This is a genomic window from Laspinema palackyanum D2c, from assembly GCF_025370875.1.
In the GTDB taxonomy this organism is placed as follows: domain Bacteria; phylum Cyanobacteriota; class Cyanobacteriia; order Cyanobacteriales; family Laspinemataceae; genus Laspinema; species Laspinema palackyanum.
Genome location: NZ_JAMXFD010000016.1, coordinates 86896 through 105909 on the forward strand (window position 1 = coordinate 86896; position 19014 = coordinate 105909).

The window sequence follows — 19014 nt, forward strand, 5'->3', positions numbered from 1 at the left end:
GCTAAAGCGTCTCCCTTTCAACCAGTTTCAGAATTTTTAATAAACTGACTTTGGTTTCCGCTGTAGTTTCTCCCAGCAACCCGGCAATTTCCTGGGCGACTTTCATCTGGTTATCCACCACTTCATTCACTTTGGCAACGGTTTCTCGCTTCAGTTCAAATAACTCTTTCTTCCGTTGCCACTCGTCCGTAATATCCACCATGATGCAGGCGATCGCATTCTGGTCTCGAATTGAAAACAGGACCTGACGCACATACAGATTGTACTTGGGATATTCTTTCTCTTTCCCCCGAATTACTTCATTCTTTTCCCAGACTCGTTGAAACTCATCCACCGTCCCCAACAACTCAACTGCCGGTTTCCCCACCATTTCCTCTGCCGTTACATTAAACATTTTGCAAAATGCTGGATTAACAACGGCGATCGTCATCTCCTTATCCAAGACAATCAATCCATTTGGGTCGTACTCCCACAGGAGTTCCCACAAGGTCTTTTCACTAGATACCATTGCTATTGAACCACTGCTAAAATACTGGGTAAAATTTCGTCGCTGAACTTAGACTCGATATTTTCTGGGTTAATTTGGGTGAATACTTTCTCCTTAAATTTCATAACAATTCCCACACTACAAGTTTCCAGACAAAACGACCCTTTCAGTTCAATTTTGTCCTGTAGTTCATACCGAACAATCAACTCCTGGAGTTGAGGCAGTACCTCATACACTCCCAGTTGATGACAAGCAGAACCCATACATAAATAGAGATTTTCTTTGGTCATAATGTCTCCAATTTCGGTTATTTTTTCACCGATTTGGACCGAATCTGGCTTTTAAAAACCTGAAATTTTAGAATGAAACAGCCCTACCCTCACTTCCGGTCCCCTCCCCTTGGCAAGGGGAGGGTTAGGGTGGGGTGTTGGCGTTGACGCGCTTAAGCGCGTCAAGGAAGAATGGGTGGGTGGACCGTCATAGTGAGGGGTGATCGGCACCTGTATAGAGGTTGGACCAGCTTCTATACAGGTGCTTAAACCGTTAAGAGTGAGTGACGTGGCGGTAAGCGCAGCTATCCCGTAGGGAATCGCCAGGTTAAGAGGACCCCACCCTAACCCTCCCCTTGGCAAGGGGAGGGGACCGGACGTATCACCTCCAATTACTGCCGATATACTTGATTTACCACGGTCCCTTTCGCATCAATTAATTCAATATGCAACGGCATTTGACCCGCTGCATGGGTGGAACAACTCAAACAAGGGTCAAAGGCGCGAATCCCCGCTTCCACCCGGTTCAACATTCCTTCTTGAATCTCATTATTATGAATGAAATGCTGGGCAATTTGAGTCACCGTTTTATTCATCGCCAGGTTGTTTTGTCCCGTCGCAATAATCAGGTTTACCTTCTTAATTAACCCATTTTCATCCACCTTATAATGATGGAATAAAGTACCCCGAGGTGCTTCGCTGACCCCAACTCCTTCTAGGTTATTAATCCCAGCAGTTGCACGAGTTCGGGGGGAAACAATATCCGGGTCATTGACCAATTGTTCGATATGTTCAATGGCACAGAGAATTTCAATTAATCGGGCATAATGATAGTAGAAGGAAGAGGTTGCAACCCCACCGGCCCGATCGCGAAATTCTAGCAACTCTCTATCCGCTGCCTCGGTTCCCATCCGACTACAGATATTCACCCTTGCTAAAGGTCCAACCCGATAAATGCCATTCGGATATCCCAAGGGTTTATAATAGGGAAATTTCAGATAAGACCAGGGTTCGACTGCTTCACCAAGGTAGGATTCATAGTCATCTTCGCTGAGATTGTCGGCAACAATATTGCCATCACTATCAGTAAAGCGAATCTTGCCATCGTAATGTTCCCAGAGTCCATCTTTCCCCACTAACCCCATAAATAAGGAGGGGAATTTGCCAAAGGTTTCGACTTCTGTAGAAAAGCGGTCTAGGAGAGTTTTAAATAGACCTAAAGCGGTTTCAATGGTTTGCCGAGATTCCGGGAGGCGATCTCGAATCCAGGTGCAACTTTCTTCGGACAAGGGCGATCGCACCCCACCGGGAACCGCCCAAGAGGGGTGAATCTTTTTCGCCCCTAACAGTTCAATTATTTTTTGTCCAAACTGCCGTAAGCGAATCCCACTTCTAGCTAAATCCGGGTCTGCGGCAATCAATCCGAAGACATTTCGTTTCGCGGGGTCGCTATCCCATCCTAACAGAAAATCTGGACTACTCAGATGGAAGAAACTCAAGGCATGAGACTGAGTAATCTGGGCCAAATTCATCATCCGGCGCAATTTTTCCCCGGCAATAGGAATTTTGACCGCTTGAATTTTATCCCCGGTTTTGGCCGAGGCGAGGAGGTGGGACACGGGACAGATTCCGCAAATCCTAGCGGTAATTCCGGCCATTTCCCACATGGGACGACCTTCGCAAAATTTCTCGAATCCGCGAAATTCGACGACGTGGAAGCGGGCATCTTCGACTTCTCCGGCATCGTCTAAATAGACGGAGATTTTGGCATGACCTTCAATACGGGTAACTGGATCGATGACGATTGTTTTAGACATATTAGTAACCACTGATTTCACTAAGTTTCACGGAGGGGGAGAGAGGGGAATGAGGGTCTCTCTCCTCGGTGAATTGGGTTATCCGAATTTAATCATAGGACGCCCTTTCATTTCGGGTAATTCACCCCGGAGGAGGGGTTCCACGGTTGCGAGAATGCGTTGGGCGGAAGGGGGACAACCGGGCATAAACAGATCGACATCGACGACTTCATGAACGGGACGGACGCGATCGAGGAGTTCGGGGACGATGCCGGGAAAATGGGGAAGTTGGCGGGTTTCGTCGCTTAATTCTAGGTAGCAACGTTTGAGGACGGTTTCCGCTTTTCCTAACATATTTCGCATCCCCGGAACGTTGGCAGTTACGGCACAATCTCCGAAGGAAATTAGGAATTTGGTGCGTTTTCTCGCCTCAATCAGCAGTTCCATATTTTCCTCGTTGGCGACGGCCCCTTCTACGAGGCAAACATCGACGTTTTCGGGATATTCTTTGATATCAGAGGCAACGGGACTAAAGACGATATCGACTTTTTCGGCGAGTTCAATTAACCATTCGTCTAGGTCCAGAAAGGACATATGGCAACCGGAACATCCACCTAACCAAACGGTCGCGAGTCTTATCTTGTCCATTGTTTGTTCTCCCTGGCATTCACGATAAATTCTAATTTGTTGCGATCGCGAGTCATTTCGGCAACGGTAGAACCCTTGCGGAAAATTGACCCAGTTGGACAAGCTTCGACACATTTACCACAACTGGTACAGGCATCAACGGTTCCCCAAGGTTGATTTAATCCAGTGACAACTTTGGCCGCTGCCCCTCGAAAGGCCACATCCCAAACATGAGCCCCTTCGATTTCATCACAAACTCGGACACATCTTGTACAGAGGACGCAACGATTGTGGTCAATGCCAAATTGTGGATGGGAAATATCAATTTCTCTTTCCGGAAATCGATAGGGAAATCGACTGTGATCCATGCCGACTTCAATCGCTAAATCTTGCAGTTCACAGTTCTCATTGGCAACACAAACGGCACAAACGTGATTGCCTTCAGAAAACAGCATTTCTACAATCATTCGCCGATATTCTTGCAGGCGATCGCTGTCTGTGGTGATATCCATTCCTTCTGCAACTTGCGTCACACAGGAAGGCAACATTTTATTCACCCCGGCAATTTCCACCAAACACAACCGACAAGCGCCCACATCGGTAATCCCGTTCAGATGGCAGAGGGTGGGAATCCGAATCCCTGCTTCCTTGGACGCATCCAGAATGGTTGTCCCCTCTTCGATCGCGAGGTCAACTCCATTAATTTTTAAAGTGACGACTGACATATCTTTTCTCTCTCTGTTAGATCGATGGGTTGCGATCGGGGCAACTTCACCATTGCCCCTGTTTTCCTCTAGGAGGTGATGGATGCCGCTGTCCCTGCCGGAACTTTCCCATTAGGACTGTCTTTCAACAGGGTCAAATACTCCTCGCGGAAGTAGCGCAAGGTACTCATCACCGGGTTCGGGGCCGTCATTCCTAACCCGCACAAACTGGTGTTTTTCACCATGTCACACAGTTGTTCGAGTTTCACAATATCCTGCAAAGTCGCCTCTCTATTCAGGATTTTGGTCAGCATTTGATACATCTGCACCGTCCCCGCCCGACAGGGAATACATTTCCCACAGGTTTCACCCCGGCAGAACTCCATATAAAATCGGGCCACTTCCACCATGCTGGTCTTTTCATCCATGACCACCATGCCGCCAGACCCCATCATAGACCCGATTTTCACCAGGGAATCGTAATCCACTGGCGTATCTAACAAGGATGCTGGAATACAACCCCCAGAGGGTCCGCCGGTTTGTACCGCTTTGACTTTACCATTGGGGACACCCCCGCCCATTTCTTCGACAATCTCACGCAGGGTAATCCCCATCGGGACTTCGATGAGTCCATTATTGCGAATCTGACCCGTGAGGGCAAAAACTTTGGTTCCCTTACTCTTTTCGGTCCCAATTCCCGCATACCACGCGCCGCCTTCGCGGATAATCGCCGGAATATTAGCAAAGGTTTCCACGTTATTAATTAACGTCGGCGACTTCCAGAGTCCTTCTTGGGCGGGATAGGGTGGACGAGGACGGGGATTGCCGCGTCCCCCTTCAATGGATTGAATTAATGCGGTTTCTTCCCCGCAAACAAAGGCCCCGGCCCCAATTCTAATCTCGATTTTAAAGTCAAAGGGGGAATCAAAAATTTGACTACCGAGAATCCCGTATTTTTTCGCTTGTTTAATCGCCTTTTGCAACCGTTCGATCGCCAGGGGATATTCTGCCCGCACATAAATATATCCCTCACTGGCCCCGATCGCATAGGCAGCGATCGCCATGCCTTCTAACACCCGATGGGGGTCACTTTCCAACACCGACCGATCCATGAATGCACCGGGGTCGCCTTCATCAGCATTGCAGATCACATACTTCTGCTGTCCCGGCATTTTCGCCACCGTCGCCCACTTCAACCCAGTAGGATATCCACCGCCACCGCGTCCCCGCAATCCACTCTTACTCACCTCATCAATGGTTTCCGAGGGGGTGAGGTCATGAATTGCTTTATACAGGGGTTCATATCCCCCAACGGCGATATATTCCTCAATCCGTTCCGGGTCAATTTTCCCACTGGTTTCCCGGACAATCCGCATCTGCCGCGCAAAAAATGGATGTTCCGGGTCTCCTTCTGCTGCGCTTGCGGTCCCGCCTGCGATCGCCTCAATAATACTCGCCGCATCATCCGGGGTCACTTCTTCATATAGCTTGTTCTGGGCCTCAATTTGGACCAACGGCCCTCGCCCACAAAATCCCATACAACCCACGCCCACCACTTGGACGCGATCGCCCATCTTCTTCTCTTTACAAGTATTTTCTAAATTCTTCTTGACGCCGAGGGAGTTCGCCGCCTGACATCCCGTGGAGGTACAACAATGTACCCGGATGGGTTTCTGGGCAGTCCGTTCCTTCTCGCCAATCTCCCTAAGTTCCGCTAAATCCATAGTGTTCTAACCTCTCGCTTTCTTCCGTTCAAGGAGGGTGGTTGTCTGAGTCAATGGGTGAAACCTTCTCCTTGCCTATAACGCTCTCACCCTACTTGATCCATCCTTTAATATGTTCGAGTGCTTGTTCCGAAGTCTGCTTACCAGCAACGGTTCCGTCATACACCACCACCGGCGCAATTCCACAGGCCCCAACACATCGGGCGGTGATTAAGGAAACCTCGCCATCTGCCGTGGTTTCCCCTTGCTGAATCCCCGTCTGTTTCTCCAGGGATGCGAGTACCTCACCCCCTCCTTTCACATAACAGGCGGTTCCCAAGCAGACCACGCAGGTATGTGATCCACTGGGTTTCAGGGAGAACAAATGGTAAAATGTCGCTACTCCGTAAACCCGACTTAACGGCAGTTTCAGATTCCGCGCTACATAGAGTAATACATCTTCTTCCAGATACCCAAACGCTTCCTGAGCTTTATGGAGTACCTCGATTAGCGCATCTTGCCGATACTGGTTCCGCTTCATCGTGATATCCAGGACCTTAAAGCGCTTATCCCCACTGGGATGCTCCGTTGCCGCTTTTTTTTCCTTCGGGTCTGATTTTTCGTGTTCGTCGCTCTTTGCCGCAGTTGATTGCATAGCTTATATCCTTACTCTAAACTTGATCACCTGGCACTGACCTGTTGCTTCCTCCCTTAACTCTCCCGTTCCTTAGGGACTAGACCTCACCCCTTGACCCTTTTTTCTCCCCTCCCCCTGTTCTTTCTATACTGTACCGCTTAACCATAAAACATTTTCATTCATTCTATAAATTTTTGTAATGTTTTTTTAAGACTGCTAGGGAAATGGCGTTACTGCGAGTTGTTTAGCGTATCATATAAAATAGAGAAACTAGCAATAATTTTAAATCCCTTAAGAATTCTCCCGGATCCCAGAAAAAGTCGGTTCAGAATTAACCCATTTATCCCCCTGAGTCTTGCGGTTCCTCGCAGATTTCATCCCTAAAAGAGCAATGCTTATAGATTTCTTAAGAGAATGTTAAATTTAAAAAATCTGGAAATTTTGATAATTTTTAGGCCAATGGGAATAGCAGTGTCTAGGGTCTATTACCCAGGATAGAGAAAGGCTTAGTTTAACAATAAAAAAGTTGTCAAAGTTAAGAATAAGCGATTTCCCATAATCATCCGGTCAAGTCACAAAATCCCCGAACCCATTCGGGCTATTTTCCCAACAAAACCGTTGCTAAAGTTACCGAAATCCACTCTTAAAATTAATTTAAGAATTGAGATATGAAGGATGAAGGATGGGAGAATGTTCGTAGTAGCGACTTCAGTCGTTATCCATGTTCGTAGTAACGACTTCAGTCGTTCTCTTAAGTTCGTAGTAACGACTTCAGTCGTTCTCCCCATCCCCTCCATCAACAAATCCGAGGCAATTGTTCCCCACTCAGCATATCCAGAATCCGACTCGCACCAATTTGACTCCGCAACGTCACAAAACCCTGACCCGTCCCCGTCACCGTCCCGATCGCCACCGCATCCACCCCCAACGGATGAGACTTCATCACCTCCAAAGCGCGACTGGCATAGTCTGCCGGAACAAACGCCACAAATCGTCCCTCATTCGCCACATATAGCGGGTCAAACCCCAAAATCTCACAAGCACCCTGGACCTGTTCCTGAACCGGAATCGACCGTTCATCAATGGTAATCCCTACCCCCGCTGATGTCGCAATTTCATTTAACGCACTGGATAACCCACCGCGTGTTAAGTCGCGCAAACAGTGAATTTCGATGCCAGCATCCAGTAACTGTAAGACAAGGGAGGCGATCGCCGCTGAATCACTCTCAATCGTCGTTTCAAACTCCAACCCCTCACGGACTGCCATAATCGCAATCCCATGTCGTCCCAAATCTCCATTAATCAACAAAACATCCCCCTCACGCACCGACTGCGGTGCGATCGCCTGGTTATGTTCAATCATCCCTACCCCGGCAGTATTGATAAAAATTCCATCTCCCTTCCCGCGATCGACCACCTTCGTATCCCCCGTCACAATTTGTACCCCCGCACTCTGTGCCGCTGCCTGCATCGACTGCACCACCCGCCACAGGGTCTCCATTGGCAACCCCTCCTCCAAAATAAACCCTGCCGTCAGATACAAAGGACGAGCACCACTCATCGCCAAATCATTCACCGTCCCATGAACCGCCAAGGAACCGATATCCCCACCGGGAAAAAATAGAGGACGAATCACATACGAATCCGTCGTCATCGCGATCCGAGTTCCCGGCAACGTCAACGCCACCGAATCATGAGGAACCCCATCCGGCGTCCCAAACACCGGCAAAAACATCCGTTCAATCAACTGGCGCATCAATGTTCCCCCACCCCCATGCGCTAACAACACATGAGGATATTGAGAAATCGGAATCGGACAGGTTATGGTAAAATCTTCTATCATGGCGACTGCTTCTATCAACTAAAGAATATTCTACCCCTCAACCCCAACCCCAAATACCCCCTCATCTATCGGCAAACGACTGTACCCCTGGGCTAGTTTTACCCAAAGTGCTGAATTTTATCGGGTGGAGAAATAAATCCCTTGAAATAAGGACTATCCAGAACCTTACCCCATCCCACAACACCGTCTTAAATCACTATGCATCCATCCCAAACAGTCAATCCGTCCCAAAAACCCGCTCATCCCTTGACTCGCCGCCACTTCTTGAAATTAGGCGCTTTATCCAGTCTCGGCTTTTTAGCTGCTTTAGCGGGCCCCAATTTCGGGGGCAAAATGGCCAAAGCACAAGCACCACAAATCCCCCAACTTTCTTCCTGGAAATTTACCACCGTTCAGGTGAATGAAACCGGAGAAATCATTCAAAAAGTTTGCAAAGAAGTCCCCTATTTTCAAGAATCCCTAGGCAAGGGTCTGGGTATTGATTTAATTCAGATTCCTGGGGGTAGTTTTTTGATGGGTTCCCCTCCGACGGAATTAGAACGATATGACAGTGAAGGTCCTCAACATTCTGTGACTTTGCCCGACTTCTTTTTAAGTCAATCTCCCATCACTCAGGCACAGTGGCAAGCGGTGATGGGAAACAATCCCTCCACTTGGCAGCAAGACAATTTACCTGTGGAAAATGTCTCTTGGCATGATGCGGTAGAATTTTGTCACCGACTGGCGCAAAAAACGGGACGCGGGTATCGTCTGCCGTCAGAAGCGGAATGGGAATATGCCTGTCGCGCCAAAAGTTCTACCCCGTTTTATTTTGGTGAAAAAATTACCGCCGAATTAGGGAACTATGATGAAAGTTTGACAGGAATTCCTCACCACAAAACCACCCCAGTGGGCAGTTTTCCCGCGAATGGGTTTGGATTAGTCGATATGCATGGCAATCTCTGGGAATGGTGTCAGGATTTGTGGCATAATAGTTATGAGGGTGCGCCGACAGATGGCAGTGCCTGGGAAATTGGAGGAAATCCAGAATTTCGGATACTGCGCGGCGGGTCCTGGCATGATTTACCGTGGTATTCTCGGGCGGCGCAACGGTTTGGTAAGGAACCGGATTCTCAAGAGGCGATCGCCGGGTTTCGGATTGCTGTTTCTGGGTTGCTTAACCCCTGATTTCACGGATTGACGCAGAGAGGAAAAAAAATGAATAGAGATAAAAAAGTTGTAGGAATTGTCGGCAGTTATCGCAAGGGCGGAACGATTGATACCGTGGTGAGTGAGGTCCTGGCAGAAGCTGAAAATCAAGGTGCAGAAATTTCCAAGATTTATTTGCAGGACCGCCAGATTGAGTTTTGTACGAATTGTCGGGTTTGTTTACAGCAACCGGGACCAGAACGGGGAGAATGTGTGCTCCAGGATGAGATGGATGGGATGTTGCAGGAAATTGAGGCAGCAGATTCTTTGGTAATTGGTGCGCCGGTTAATTTTGGAAATGTTAATGCCCTGACTCAACGGTTTTTAGAACGGTGTGTTTGTTATGGATATTGGCCCTGGAATACGCCGGGACCACAAATGCGAAAGTCCGAAGCAACGAAGAAGGCGGTCCTCATTTCGTCCAGTGCAGTTCCTGGGTTTATTGCGCGTTGGTTATCCGGTGCAATTAAAAGTTTGAAGTCTCTGGCGAAAATGTTGGGGGCCAAACCCATTGGGATAATTTGTGTGGGAAAAGTGATTTCCAAACAAGAAGGTGTGTCGGATAAAATTAAACGGCGGGCACGGCATTTAGGTCATGAGTTGGTTATGTAAAGGGGTAACCACAGATTGCACAGATTGACACAGAAAATTCTCAGTGAAAATCTGTGTAATCTGTGGTTTAGTATTTACTGACATTCTAAGGTTTTCATGGCGATGTCGGTGGTCAAAAAGATGCGATCGCTGCCGATAAACTCAGTGAATCCAATTTTTTTGAGTTTATCTAATACCGGCCCTTTCACTTCGGCCAGATAAAAGTCTATGCCGAGAGTCTTTAACTCTTCGATTAAACTTTTCAAGGTTTCCAATCCACTGCCATCAATCACATTAACCGCGCTACAAACTAAAACTAAATGCTTGACTTCCGGAGATTTAGCAATGGTATTTTGTACATAAGTTTGTAAATATTTGGCATTAGCAAAATACAGGCTCTCATCAATCCGAATCGCTAAAACATGAGGACAGGTTTTAACCGGATATCGCTCTATATTCCGGAAATGTTCTGTTTCTTCAATTCGTCCGACTATGGCAATATGGGGTTTGCTGGTGCGCCACAGATGCAGGGCCAAGGAAATAGCAGCACCGATGAGAATTCCGGTTTCTACGCTGGTGGCAAGGACCGCAATAAAGGCAGCACTCCAGGCGATCGCATCTCCTTTATCATATCCCCACAGTCGTTTTAATGTCCCAAAATCTAACAAATTAGCGACAGCTACTAAAATAATAGCGGCTAAAATTGTTTGGGGTAAAAAATAAAATAAGGGAGTTAAAAACATCACCGTAATTGCAATTACAATTGCCGTAATAATTGAGGCTAATCCCGTATTTGCCCCCGCCGCAAAATTCACCACGGACCGACTCAATCCCCCGGTAACGGGATATCCCCCAGTAAAAGCAGCACTCGCATTGGCCGCCCCTAATGCAATTAATTCCTGATTTGCATCCAGTTTTTGGCGTTTCTTACTCCCTAAAAAACTCCCCACGGCAAATGCTTCCATAAATCCCACAAAGCTAATCGCTACAGCAGCGGGAAATAACTGTTGCAGGGTCGTGGCATCAAAAATTGGCAGCGAAATCGGCGGCAATCCTTGGGGAATCGTTCCCACCACTTTCACGCCAGCTATTTCATCTAATCTCAATCCCCAAACCAACAGAGAACTAATAATAACCAGCAACAACGGCGCGCTTTTGGTAATCGGGACGATCGCCGCTTCTGAGACTCGCCATTGTTTCAGATAATCCTTAAATTTTTTGTTAAAAAAGATTAAAATCCCCAAGGCAATTAACCCTAAACCCAGGGTAACTCTGTTGGTATTTCCCACTTCTGCACCTAAATAAGAAACCAGTTGGAAAAATGACTCGGTTTGGGGAATTATCACCCCCAAAAAATGTTTAATTTGGCTGAACCCAATTAACATAGCCGCCGCACTAATAAATCCCGAAATCACCGACTGACTCAGGAAATTTACCAGAAACCCCAGGCGGAAGACTCCCATGATAATTTCAATAATTCCCACCAGAAATGCCAGGGTTAAGGCTAATCCTAAATATTCGCCAGTATTTTCCCCAGCAAAGGCACTGACGGCGGCAGCAACCATCAGAGAATCCACCGCCACCGGCGCAACGGAGAGATTGCTACTCGTTCCCAAACAAGCATAGACAATCATCGGTAAAATGCTGGCATATAACCCCACTTCTGGCGGTAATCCAGCCAGCATTGCATAAGCCATGCCTTGCGGAATTAATAAGCTGGCAAGGATAATCCCAGCAGTAATATCTCCCACTAAATACTCGCGTTTGTAATGCCTTGCCCAATTCAAAATGGGAATATACTGTTTGATTGCGTTCATCAAAAGACTCGGTTAAATAGTCGGGTGATTTCCCTGAGTAATTGTAGGGTAACCGGATTCAAAGTCCCTCTCCCATTTTGGGAGAGGGATTTAGGGTGAGGGTCTAAACAACTGCGGGTTTACCACAGCCTTCATTGGCAGGAACGGCTTCGGCAATTTTCTTGGGGTCTGGCAAATTCAGGTTGTTCATTTGTTCGATGAAACTATCACGGTTTTTGCCGACAAACCGAGGGTTATAGTTCTTTTCTTCACCAATGGTGGAGACGGTTCTGCCTTTGTAGTCGTGACCGGGATAGACGAAGGTTTTATCGGGTAAGGTGAAGATTTTTTCGGTAATACAATCATAAAGTAATCCGGGATTTCCACTTTGAAAATCCGTTCGTCCACATCCGCGAATTAGTAGGGAGTCTCCGGTTAAAATGCGATCGCCATTGACGAGATAGGCATTATGACTATCGGTATGTCCCCAGGTGGCAATGGTTTTAATTTCGATGTCTCCCACCTGCAAAATTTCCCCATCTTTGATGAAGCGATCGGCACAGGCAGCACTGGCATTTTCGGGGACCACTCCCTGACAGTTCGTGCGCGATCGCAACTCTCCTGTACCCGTGATGTGGTCCGCATGAATATGGGTTTCCAAGCAATAGCGCAAGGTTAATCCCAACTCTTCCAGCAGTTGCAAATCGCGATCGACTTGCTCAATCACAGGATCCACTAGGACCGCTTCTTTGGTGGTTTCGTCAGCAATTAAATAAGTATATGTACTGGTTTCGTTGTCATACAGTTGGCGGAATAGCATGGGTCGTTTCTCCTTAGCCGTTAGCCATTGTCAAGTTGTACGGTTGACTCGACCTGAGTCTAGCAGTACCCTTAAGAGGCGATCGCCTTTTCTCCTGGGGTGCGATTAGTAGCCTCTACTGTGAGCATATCCAGACAAATTGACAGTTATAGATTTACTACTATATAGTAATGGAATTAACGGAAATTGACCACTCAGGTGAAATAGTGGAAGTCTGGAGTTGAGTAAATCTACTCAAACGGCCCAGCCACTCTGACCCCGGAGAGTTCTAATCTCGAAATAGATTAATTTCACTAAACGTTCTAAACTTTTTCAATGGTTCATGACAACCCAATGTTGTCTATCCTCAATTAAAGTAACCCCCTTAGAGGCTAACGATGACGACCCACAAAACCAACAATCAACTTCTAGATATTGATGCCTTGACTCTCAAAAATGGGCTAGATGAGCAAAAAGTTACCCTGATTGATGTTCGAGAACCTGGGGAATTCGCTGGAGAACATATTAAAGGCGCTACCCTATTACCCCTGTCTCAATTTGACCCCCACTCGCCTAAATTGCAGGGGGACAACGATATCGTTCTCTACTGTCAAAGTGGCAACCGTTCCCAACAAGCGGCGCAAAAACTCTTAGCAGTAGGGGTTCCCGAGGTGATGCAGCTTAAAGGAGGCATCAACGGCTGGAAACAAGCGGGATATTCGGTAGAAGTGAATAAAAATGCCCCGATTTCGATTTTCCGTCAGGTGCAAATTGTCGCAGGAACCTTGGTGTTTACGGGCACAGTCCTCGGTTATTTTGTGAACCCCGGGTTTTTATTTCTGAGTGGGTTTGTAGGGGCCGGTTTAGTCTTTGCTGGCATTAGTAATACTTGTGCAATGGGAATGCTGCTGGCTAAACTTCCTTACAATCAAGTGAAGTAGTCATTAAAATTTAAAAACCTAAAAAAAGGAGTATAGCGGTTGGCTATACTCCTTTTTTTAGGCTTTCTCAGAAATTTCCTTTTGTAAAATTTTTCGATACGAAAAAGGCAATTTGCTTAAACGATTGATGCAAGTCTAAACCTTAGCAGTCTTGAAGAAAAAATTTTATTGTTTGGAGTGGCCTTCCCGGGTTAACAAATATCAGGAAACTCTGACAAAATTTGGGAATTTTGAGAGGGAAAACCCGCAGATTTATAGTTGAGGGTTCAGAATTGGCTAAACCGCAGCAATTCTGAATCCCAATCCCTTGAATGAATGGGGTGTTGAGACCCTCAAGCCTGGGGAGTTACCATGATAAACTGTTTTCATCAAACAGTTACTGTCCACTCATCCTTTAACGAGAAACTCCATGAATAGTGAAGAAATTCAAAAACGATATCTTGAAGGCGATCGCAGTTTTCGGAAAGCCAATCTTCGGGAGGCGGATTTAATTGATGGTCATTTCCACGGCATCAATTTGAATCAAGCCGATTTACGACAAACTCGACTGGGTAAAACTGACTTCAGTCGCGCCAGTTTTCGCGAGGCAGATTTGAGCGAAGCACTGATGTGGGGAACTGATTTAACTGAAGCGGATTTGTATCGCGCTGTTCTCCGGGAAGCTGATTTGAGTGGTGCCAAACTGACTTATGCCAATTTAGAGTTAGCAAACCTCAGTAAAGCCAGTTTATGTGGTGCCAATTTAGTCGGCAGTCGGTTATCTCGGGCGAACTTATTTGAAGCGGATTTCCGTCCCACTTCTGACCAAGTAACAGATTTAGGGCGGGCTATTTTAGCTTATGCGGATTTGTGCTACGCCAACCTCAGTGGCGCGTTGTTATATCAAACGGATTTAGAAGGTGCAAAGCTCTGTCGCGCTCATCTGAATCGGACGTTTCAACAGGGTGCAGCGGATCTGAGTGAAGCAAATTTACGGGAGGTTGACCTGAGTTTTGCGGACTTGACGGGGGTCAATTTACGCGGGGCTGATTTACGCGGGGCTGATTTGACGGGCGCGATTCTGATTGATGCTAATTTAGAAGAGGCGATCATGCCTGATGGCAGCCTTTACAAAAAAACAAGCTGATTTGAGATGGGGTTTGGTGCCGGGAATCGGTATGATATTAAAGTGATTTCTGGCCCTAGGCCAGTCGCCGGTTTCGGGGGCATCTGGACCCAATCCTCGCGATCGCCTCTCGAATCCATTCCCAGCTTGTCTTCCAAGGAGTAATCAAAGTTTATGGCGTATCTCTGGTTTAAGTCGTTCCATATTATTGGCTTTGTCGCTTGGTTTGCCGGATTGTTTTATTTACCCCGGTTATTTGTCTATCATATTGAAGCCAGTGACCGCCCGGAAGCCGTTAGATCCGCGCTCAAAACCGAATATAACCGCATGGAAAAACGGCTTTATAAATTAATTATGAGACCTGCGATGATTTTTACAATTGTCATGGCGGCGGGCATTATCTACCAGGAACCCGGGGTTTTTAAGGAAACTTGGCTTCATGTCAAACTGTTGTTAGTCTTGGCCTTAGTCGGCTTCCATCATTACTGTGGCCGGGTGATTCGTCAGTTGGAGGAAGGAACTTGTACCATTAGTGGCATCCAAATGCGACGTTTAAATGAAGTTCCAACTATTATATTGGCTTTAGTGGTGTTCTTAGCCATTTTCAAAAACAATTTTCCCACGGATATTGTCACTTGGGGAACCATTGCCGCAATTATCGCCTTTGCGGTGATTATTCAACTCTATGCTCGCAAACGACGTTTGCAAGAACAGGGAGAATTAGAGGCATCCAGTTAAGGTCCTGATATGAGTAACGATCGCCCCTTGACTCACGGATAAAGGGCGATCGGCTCAGTCCCCGAACTGTTATCGAACCGTTCCCCGTAATGCCTCAGCATCAATGCCTTTAAGGAAATAAATCCGCAGCAAATGGCCGAAAATTGACAGTTGAAAGGGTAATTTCTTCAACGCCTTGATCCACTTCGGTTGAGAACTGGCATCAATTTCCGACAGCTTCTCATTCAAGTCACAACACTTCTGTAACCGAGGGAAAAACTCTGGATGTTCAGTATTCAGACCCGATGGAAATGCGCGCAGTGCTGTTTCATTGGTTTTGCGAATCACTTCCCGATCAAACTCTGTGGGGCCGATTCCCAAAGCATAATAAAATCCCGTCCGTTCATGCACCGTTAAAGTATGGGTGGCGAACACCGTCAGCAGGAAAAAGCGACTCCACAAGCGGGAAGTCCAGGTTTGCCAGAGTTTGGGTTGCGATCGCAGCAACGCCTTGAAAATATCCCCATGCCGGTTTTCATCCTGACACCAGCTTTCAAAATAGTTGAACAACGGATAAAACTGATGCTCTGGATGCTGTTCCAGATGCCGATAAATAATAATATAACGCCAATACCCAATCTTCTCCGACAGATAAACCGTGTACAACACCCACTCAATTGGGAAAAACGTATAAACCCGATTTTTCGTCAGATAGCTCAAATCCATCGTACAGCCAAAATCGGCCATCGCCTTATTTAAAAATCCGGCATGACGCGCTTCATCTCTAGCCATTAAACTAAACATTTCCGCCAACAAAGGACTCTTTTGTTTCAGGTTGCGCGAGAGTTCCTTAAACAGCAGAAACCCGGAAAACTCCGACACGCAGGACCGTTCCAAATAATCAATAAAGGCTTGGCGCGCTTCTCCGGTAATGTGATCCCAGGATTGGGCAAACTCCTCATTCCGCACGAAGTGATGGCGGTTGTAGTCTGCCCGCATTTCCTCTAACATCGCCCGCAACTCGGTTTCCTGGGCGGATAAATCTAAATTGGCGGTCTTCTCGAAGTCGGTTGTATAAAATCGGGGGGTCAGGATATTTTCCTTTAGGGCCTTGGTTTTGGTGACGGTCATCTCAGCAGGGGCCGGGGATGGGGTAGCAATCATGGGCGGATCCTCGAAAAAAACTTAATAGCTTTCAAGTTATAATACTTTTTCAATTTTGAAAAGACCCTTACCCCAAAACCGTAACAATCGTTAACGTTTGACAACCGTTAAGTTATGTAACAGACTATTGCTTTATCGCCGTATGGTTATATACTGGCTGAAGTCGGTCGCGGTTTCCCTTGCTGGAGATGGCCCCAACCGGCATTACCCAGATCAATCTGAAAGGAAAAAGGTCATTTAACATGAGCCACGATTTAGCCAACCGTCTGAGAGAAGGAACCCAAAAGTCCCATACTGCTGCTGAAAATACAGCTTATATGAAATGCTTCCTCAAAGGGATTGTCGAGCGGGAGCCCTTCCGCAAGTTGCTGGCGAATCTCTATGGGGTGTATTGTGTGATGGAAGAAGCGATGCGACGACACCAGGATGATCCGGTAGTCGGACCGATGTATTTCCCCGAACTCAACCGCACGGCGAATCTGGAAAAAGACCTCGCCTTTTATTATGGTGAAAACTGGCGCGAGCAGATTGTCCCCTTAAATGCGGGTCAGATTTATGTTGATCGCCTTCAGCAACTGGCAGATACTGACCCGGCACTGCTGATTGCTCATGCCTATACTCGCTATATGGGAGACCTTTCCGGGGGCCAAAGTTTAAAAAAAATTATTCGATCGGCACTGGATTTACCGGAGAATCAAGGAACCTCACTCCATGAATTTGAGGCAATTCCCACCGCAGAAGCGCGACGAGCATTTAAGGAAAAGTATCGGGATGCTTTGAATTCCTTACCTGTCGATGAGGCAACCATTGAACGGATTGTGGAAGAAGCTAACTATGCGTTTCACCTGAACCGAGATGTGGTGCATGAGTTGGAAGATGATGTCAAAGCGGCGATCGGGACTCATGTGTTTGAGTTGCTCACTAAGCAGGATAAACCGGGAAGTACCGAGAGACATTCTCGCCATTCTGCTTCTATACCGGCGGAAGTAGGCGCTTGATTTTTCCTCAAATCCTCACGAGGAAACCGGAGAGAACCCCACCCTAACCCTCCCCTTGCTAAGGGGAGGGGACCGGAAGAACCCCACCCTTGGTAAGGGGAGGGGACCGGAGAAATTTTGTTAAACCATTGAGTTGTAAACGTCATCTAAATCCCATGAACGCTTTAATTTCTACCGTTGAATTTGATGCTGATTTGTTGAACAAGTATGACCGTCCGGTGCCACGTTACACGAGCTATCCACCGGCGACGGAATTGAAACCTGAGTTTGAAGAAGTAGGATTTAGAGCGGCTATTGCTGTTGGCAACTATAAGAAAACTCCCCTATCCCTGTATTGCCATATTCCTTTTTGTGAAACTCCTTGTTATTTCTGTGGGTGCAATACTATCATCACCCAGCGGAAATCCTTGGCTGAACCTTATCTGGATTATTTGACTCGTCAAATTCGGGCAATGGCGGAACTGGTGGATACGGCTCGTTCCGTGAATCAAATGCACTGGGGGGGAGGGACGCCGAATTATTTATCGCTTCCTCAAGTGGAGCAGTTGTGGACGACGATTAATCGGTATTTCCGGTTTGAGGAAAATGCAGAAGTTTCGATTGAGGTGAATCCCCGGTTTTTAGATAAAAACTATCTGTTGTTTTTACAAGATTTGGGATTTAACCGGATTAGCTTTGGAATTCAAGATTTTAATCCGAAGGTGCAGAAAGCGGTGAATCGGATTCAGCCGGAAGCGATGCTGTTTCAGGTGATGGATTGGGTGCGGGATGCGGGATTTGAGAGTGTGAATGTGGACCTGATTTATGGGTTGCCGTTTCAAACTTTGGAGACGTTCCGGGATACGATTCATAAAACGACGCAACTGGACCCGGACCGAATTGCGGTATTTAATTTCGCCTATGTGCCTTGGTTAAAACCTGTGCAGCGATTGATTCCGGAGGATGCGCTGCCTCCGGCATCGGAAAAGATGGATATCTTAAAGATGGCGATCGAGGATTTAGGGGAAGCAGATTATCAGTTTATTGGCATGGATCATTTTGCCAAACCTGATGATGAGTTGGCCATCGCCCAACGGGAAGGGCAACTGCATCGCAACTTCCAGGGATATACCACCAAACCGGAATCGGATTTAATTGGGTTGGGGATGACTTCCATTAGTATGCTCCATGATGTCTATACCCAGAATCACAAACGCTTGAAAGACTATTATCAAGCGATTGATTCAAATCAGTTACCGATTGAAAAAGGGGTGAGTCTGAGTGCCGATGACATCCTGCGCCGGATGGTGATTATGGAGTTGATGTGTCAATTTAAGCTCTCTAAAAATGAGTTTGAGCAAAAATATCACCTCAGCTTCGATTGCGATTTTGATGAATATTTTGCAGCCGAACAATTAGAGTTACACCAGCTAGAAGCCGATGGATTAGTGCGCCTATCCCCCAATCATATCGAAGTCACCCCAGCGGGACGCTTGCTCGTTCGGAATGTGGCGGCTGTCTTTGATACTTATCTGAGCAAAAAAGCGTTAAATAGTTTCTCTAAAGCAATTTAGAGTCCGGTTCGTAGTAACGACTTCAGTCGTTCTCTTTATGTTCGTAGTAACGACTTCATTCGTTCTCTTCATGTTCGTAGTAACGACTTCATTCGT

18 protein-coding genes are annotated in these 19014 nt (G+C 46.9%); 7 read left to right on the forward strand and 11 right to left on the reverse strand.

Features of this window, described 5'->3' with window-relative positions; genetic code table 11:
- Window position 1: 1 nt before the first annotated feature.
- The 8 genes from NG795_RS18110 to hypE form a co-directional block, all read right to left on the reverse strand.
- Window positions 2–508, reverse strand: coding sequence for a PAS domain S-box protein (locus tag NG795_RS18110; protein ID WP_367290041.1), 507 nt, complete (start codon window positions 506–508; stop codon window positions 2–4).
- Between the two features lie 2 nt (window positions 509–510).
- Window positions 511–777 (reverse strand): (2Fe-2S) ferredoxin domain-containing protein, encoded by a 267-nt coding sequence (locus NG795_RS18115; RefSeq protein ID WP_367290042.1) that lies wholly within the window; start codon window positions 775–777, stop codon window positions 511–513.
- A 371-nt stretch (window positions 778–1148) separates the two neighbouring features.
- Window positions 1149–2573 carry a Ni/Fe hydrogenase subunit alpha gene (locus NG795_RS18120; protein ID WP_367290043.1) on the reverse strand — a complete coding sequence of 475 codons (1425 nt, stop codon included), beginning with the start codon at window positions 2571–2573 and terminating at the stop codon, window positions 1149–1151.
- 78 nt (window positions 2574–2651) lie between these two features.
- On the reverse strand, window positions 2652–3200 hold the full coding sequence (locus NG795_RS18125) for an NADH-quinone oxidoreductase subunit B family protein (RefSeq protein WP_367290044.1): 549 nt from the start codon (window positions 3198–3200) through the stop codon (window positions 2652–2654).
- Window positions 3188–3904, reverse strand: coding sequence for a bidirectional hydrogenase complex protein HoxU (hoxU, locus tag NG795_RS18130; RefSeq protein WP_367290045.1), 717 nt, complete (start codon window positions 3902–3904; stop codon window positions 3188–3190). Before hoxU ends, NG795_RS18125 begins: the two co-directional genes overlap by 13 nt.
- A 68-nt stretch (window positions 3905–3972) precedes the next feature.
- Window positions 3973–5607: a NuoF family protein gene (locus tag NG795_RS18135; protein ID WP_367290046.1), complete on the reverse strand. Its 1635-nt coding sequence runs from the start codon at window positions 5605–5607 to the stop codon at window positions 3973–3975.
- A 91-nt stretch (window positions 5608–5698) separates the two neighbouring features.
- Window positions 5699–6241 carry a bidirectional hydrogenase complex protein HoxE gene (gene hoxE / locus NG795_RS18140; protein WP_367290047.1) on the reverse strand — a complete coding sequence of 181 codons (543 nt, stop codon included), beginning with the start codon at window positions 6239–6241 and terminating at the stop codon, window positions 5699–5701.
- A 778-nt stretch (window positions 6242–7019) separates the two neighbouring features.
- A complete protein-coding gene (gene hypE, locus NG795_RS18145) occupies window positions 7020–8066 on the reverse strand; it encodes a hydrogenase expression/formation protein HypE (protein WP_367290048.1) in 1047 nt (348 codons plus the stop codon).
- A gap of 198 nt (window positions 8067–8264) precedes the next feature.
- On the opposite strand from hypE, the gene NG795_RS18150 reads away from it, so the two are divergent.
- Window positions 8265–9233 (forward strand): formylglycine-generating enzyme family protein, encoded by a 969-nt coding sequence (locus tag NG795_RS18150; RefSeq protein WP_367290049.1) that lies wholly within the window; start codon window positions 8265–8267, stop codon window positions 9231–9233.
- A 30-nt stretch (window positions 9234–9263) separates the two neighbouring features.
- On the forward strand, window positions 9264–9866 hold the full coding sequence (locus NG795_RS18155; protein WP_367290050.1) for a flavodoxin family protein: 603 nt from the start codon (window positions 9264–9266) through the stop codon (window positions 9864–9866).
- Between the two features lie 74 nt (window positions 9867–9940).
- Here the strand turns inward: NG795_RS18155 and NG795_RS18160 are convergent, their stop codons facing one another.
- Together NG795_RS18160 and NG795_RS18165 are read right to left on the reverse strand one after the other, a co-directional pair.
- A complete protein-coding gene (locus NG795_RS18160; RefSeq protein ID WP_367290051.1) occupies window positions 9941–11662 on the reverse strand; it encodes a SulP family inorganic anion transporter in 1722 nt (573 codons plus the stop codon).
- A 103-nt stretch (window positions 11663–11765) separates the two neighbouring features.
- Window positions 11766–12461 carry an MBL fold metallo-hydrolase gene (locus NG795_RS18165; protein ID WP_367290052.1) on the reverse strand — a complete coding sequence of 232 codons (696 nt, stop codon included), beginning with the start codon at window positions 12459–12461 and terminating at the stop codon, window positions 11766–11768.
- Window positions 12462–12838: 377 nt separating this feature from the next.
- Between NG795_RS18165 and NG795_RS18170 the strand changes: the two genes are divergently transcribed.
- The 3 genes from NG795_RS18170 to hemJ all read left to right on the forward strand — a co-directional run bounded on the left by NG795_RS18170 (window position 12839) and on the right by hemJ (window position 15224).
- Window positions 12839–13381, forward strand: a complete 543-nt coding sequence (locus NG795_RS18170; RefSeq protein ID WP_367290053.1) for a rhodanese-like domain-containing protein — start codon at window positions 12839–12841, stop codon at window positions 13379–13381.
- A 409-nt stretch (window positions 13382–13790) separates the two neighbouring features.
- Window positions 13791–14507 (forward strand): heterocyst differentiation pentapeptide repeat protein HetL, encoded by a 717-nt coding sequence (gene hetL, locus NG795_RS18175; RefSeq protein ID WP_367290054.1) that lies wholly within the window; start codon window positions 13791–13793, stop codon window positions 14505–14507.
- Window positions 14508–14660: 153 nt separating this feature from the next.
- Window positions 14661–15224, forward strand: a complete 564-nt coding sequence (gene hemJ / locus NG795_RS18180) for a protoporphyrinogen oxidase HemJ (protein WP_367290055.1) — start codon at window positions 14661–14663, stop codon at window positions 15222–15224.
- Between the two features lie 69 nt (window positions 15225–15293).
- Here the strand turns inward: hemJ and acsF are convergent, their stop codons facing one another.
- Complete coding sequence (acsF, locus tag NG795_RS18185) at window positions 15294–16367, reverse strand: magnesium-protoporphyrin IX monomethyl ester (oxidative) cyclase (RefSeq protein WP_367290056.1); 1074 nt, start codon at window positions 16365–16367, stop codon at window positions 15294–15296.
- Window positions 16368–16609: 242 nt separating this feature from the next.
- On the opposite strand from acsF, the gene NG795_RS18190 reads away from it, so the two are divergent.
- The gene (locus NG795_RS18190; protein ID WP_367290057.1) at window positions 16610–17365 is read left to right on the forward strand and encodes a biliverdin-producing heme oxygenase; all 756 of its coding nucleotides are present in this window, start codon (window positions 16610–16612) and stop codon (window positions 17363–17365) included.
- Window positions 17366–17520: 155 nt separating this feature from the next.
- The gene (hemN, locus tag NG795_RS18195; RefSeq protein ID WP_367290058.1) at window positions 17521–18918 is read left to right on the forward strand and encodes an oxygen-independent coproporphyrinogen III oxidase; all 1398 of its coding nucleotides are present in this window, start codon (window positions 17521–17523) and stop codon (window positions 18916–18918) included.
- Window positions 18919–19014 lie beyond the last annotated feature (96 nt).

Excerpts from the sequence above, each read along its gene's own strand:
- NG795_RS18110 (WP_367290041.1), bottom strand. The coding sequence starts at position 508 with ATGGTATCTAGTGAAAAGACCTTGTGGGAACTCCTGTGGGAGTACGAC.
- NG795_RS18115 (WP_367290042.1), bottom strand. The coding sequence starts at position 777 with ATGACCAAAGAAAATCTCTATTTATGTATGGGTTCTGCTTGTCATCAA.
- NG795_RS18120 (WP_367290043.1), bottom strand. The coding sequence starts at position 2,573 with ATGTCTAAAACAATCGTCATCGATCCAGTTACCCGTATTGAAGGTCAT.
- NG795_RS18125 (WP_367290044.1), bottom strand. The coding sequence starts at position 3,200 with ATGGACAAGATAAGACTCGCGACCGTTTGGTTAGGTGGATGTTCCGGT.
- hoxU (WP_367290045.1), bottom strand. The coding sequence starts at position 3,904 with ATGTCAGTCGTCACTTTAAAAATTAATGGAGTTGACCTCGCGATCGAA.
- NG795_RS18135 (WP_367290046.1), bottom strand. The coding sequence starts at position 5,607 with ATGGATTTAGCGGAACTTAGGGAGATTGGCGAGAAGGAACGGACTGCC.
- hoxE (WP_367290047.1), bottom strand. The coding sequence starts at position 6,241 with ATGCAATCAACTGCGGCAAAGAGCGACGAACACGAAAAATCAGACCCG.
- hypE (WP_367290048.1), bottom strand. The coding sequence starts at position 8,066 with ATGATAGAAGATTTTACCATAACCTGTCCGATTCCGATTTCTCAATAT.
- NG795_RS18150 (WP_367290049.1), top strand. The coding sequence starts at position 8,265 with ATGCATCCATCCCAAACAGTCAATCCGTCCCAAAAACCCGCTCATCCC.
- NG795_RS18155 (WP_367290050.1), top strand. The coding sequence starts at position 9,264 with ATGAATAGAGATAAAAAAGTTGTAGGAATTGTCGGCAGTTATCGCAAG.
- NG795_RS18160 (WP_367290051.1), bottom strand. The coding sequence starts at position 11,662 with ATGAACGCAATCAAACAGTATATTCCCATTTTGAATTGGGCAAGGCAT.
- NG795_RS18165 (WP_367290052.1), bottom strand. The coding sequence starts at position 12,461 with ATGCTATTCCGCCAACTGTATGACAACGAAACCAGTACATATACTTAT.
- NG795_RS18170 (WP_367290053.1), top strand. The coding sequence starts at position 12,839 with ATGACGACCCACAAAACCAACAATCAACTTCTAGATATTGATGCCTTG.
- hetL (WP_367290054.1), top strand. The coding sequence starts at position 13,791 with ATGAATAGTGAAGAAATTCAAAAACGATATCTTGAAGGCGATCGCAGT.
- hemJ (WP_367290055.1), top strand. The coding sequence starts at position 14,661 with ATGGCGTATCTCTGGTTTAAGTCGTTCCATATTATTGGCTTTGTCGCT.
- acsF (WP_367290056.1), bottom strand. The coding sequence starts at position 16,367 with ATGATTGCTACCCCATCCCCGGCCCCTGCTGAGATGACCGTCACCAAA.
- NG795_RS18190 (WP_367290057.1), top strand. The coding sequence starts at position 16,610 with ATGAGCCACGATTTAGCCAACCGTCTGAGAGAAGGAACCCAAAAGTCC.
- hemN (WP_367290058.1), top strand. The coding sequence starts at position 17,521 with ATGAACGCTTTAATTTCTACCGTTGAATTTGATGCTGATTTGTTGAAC.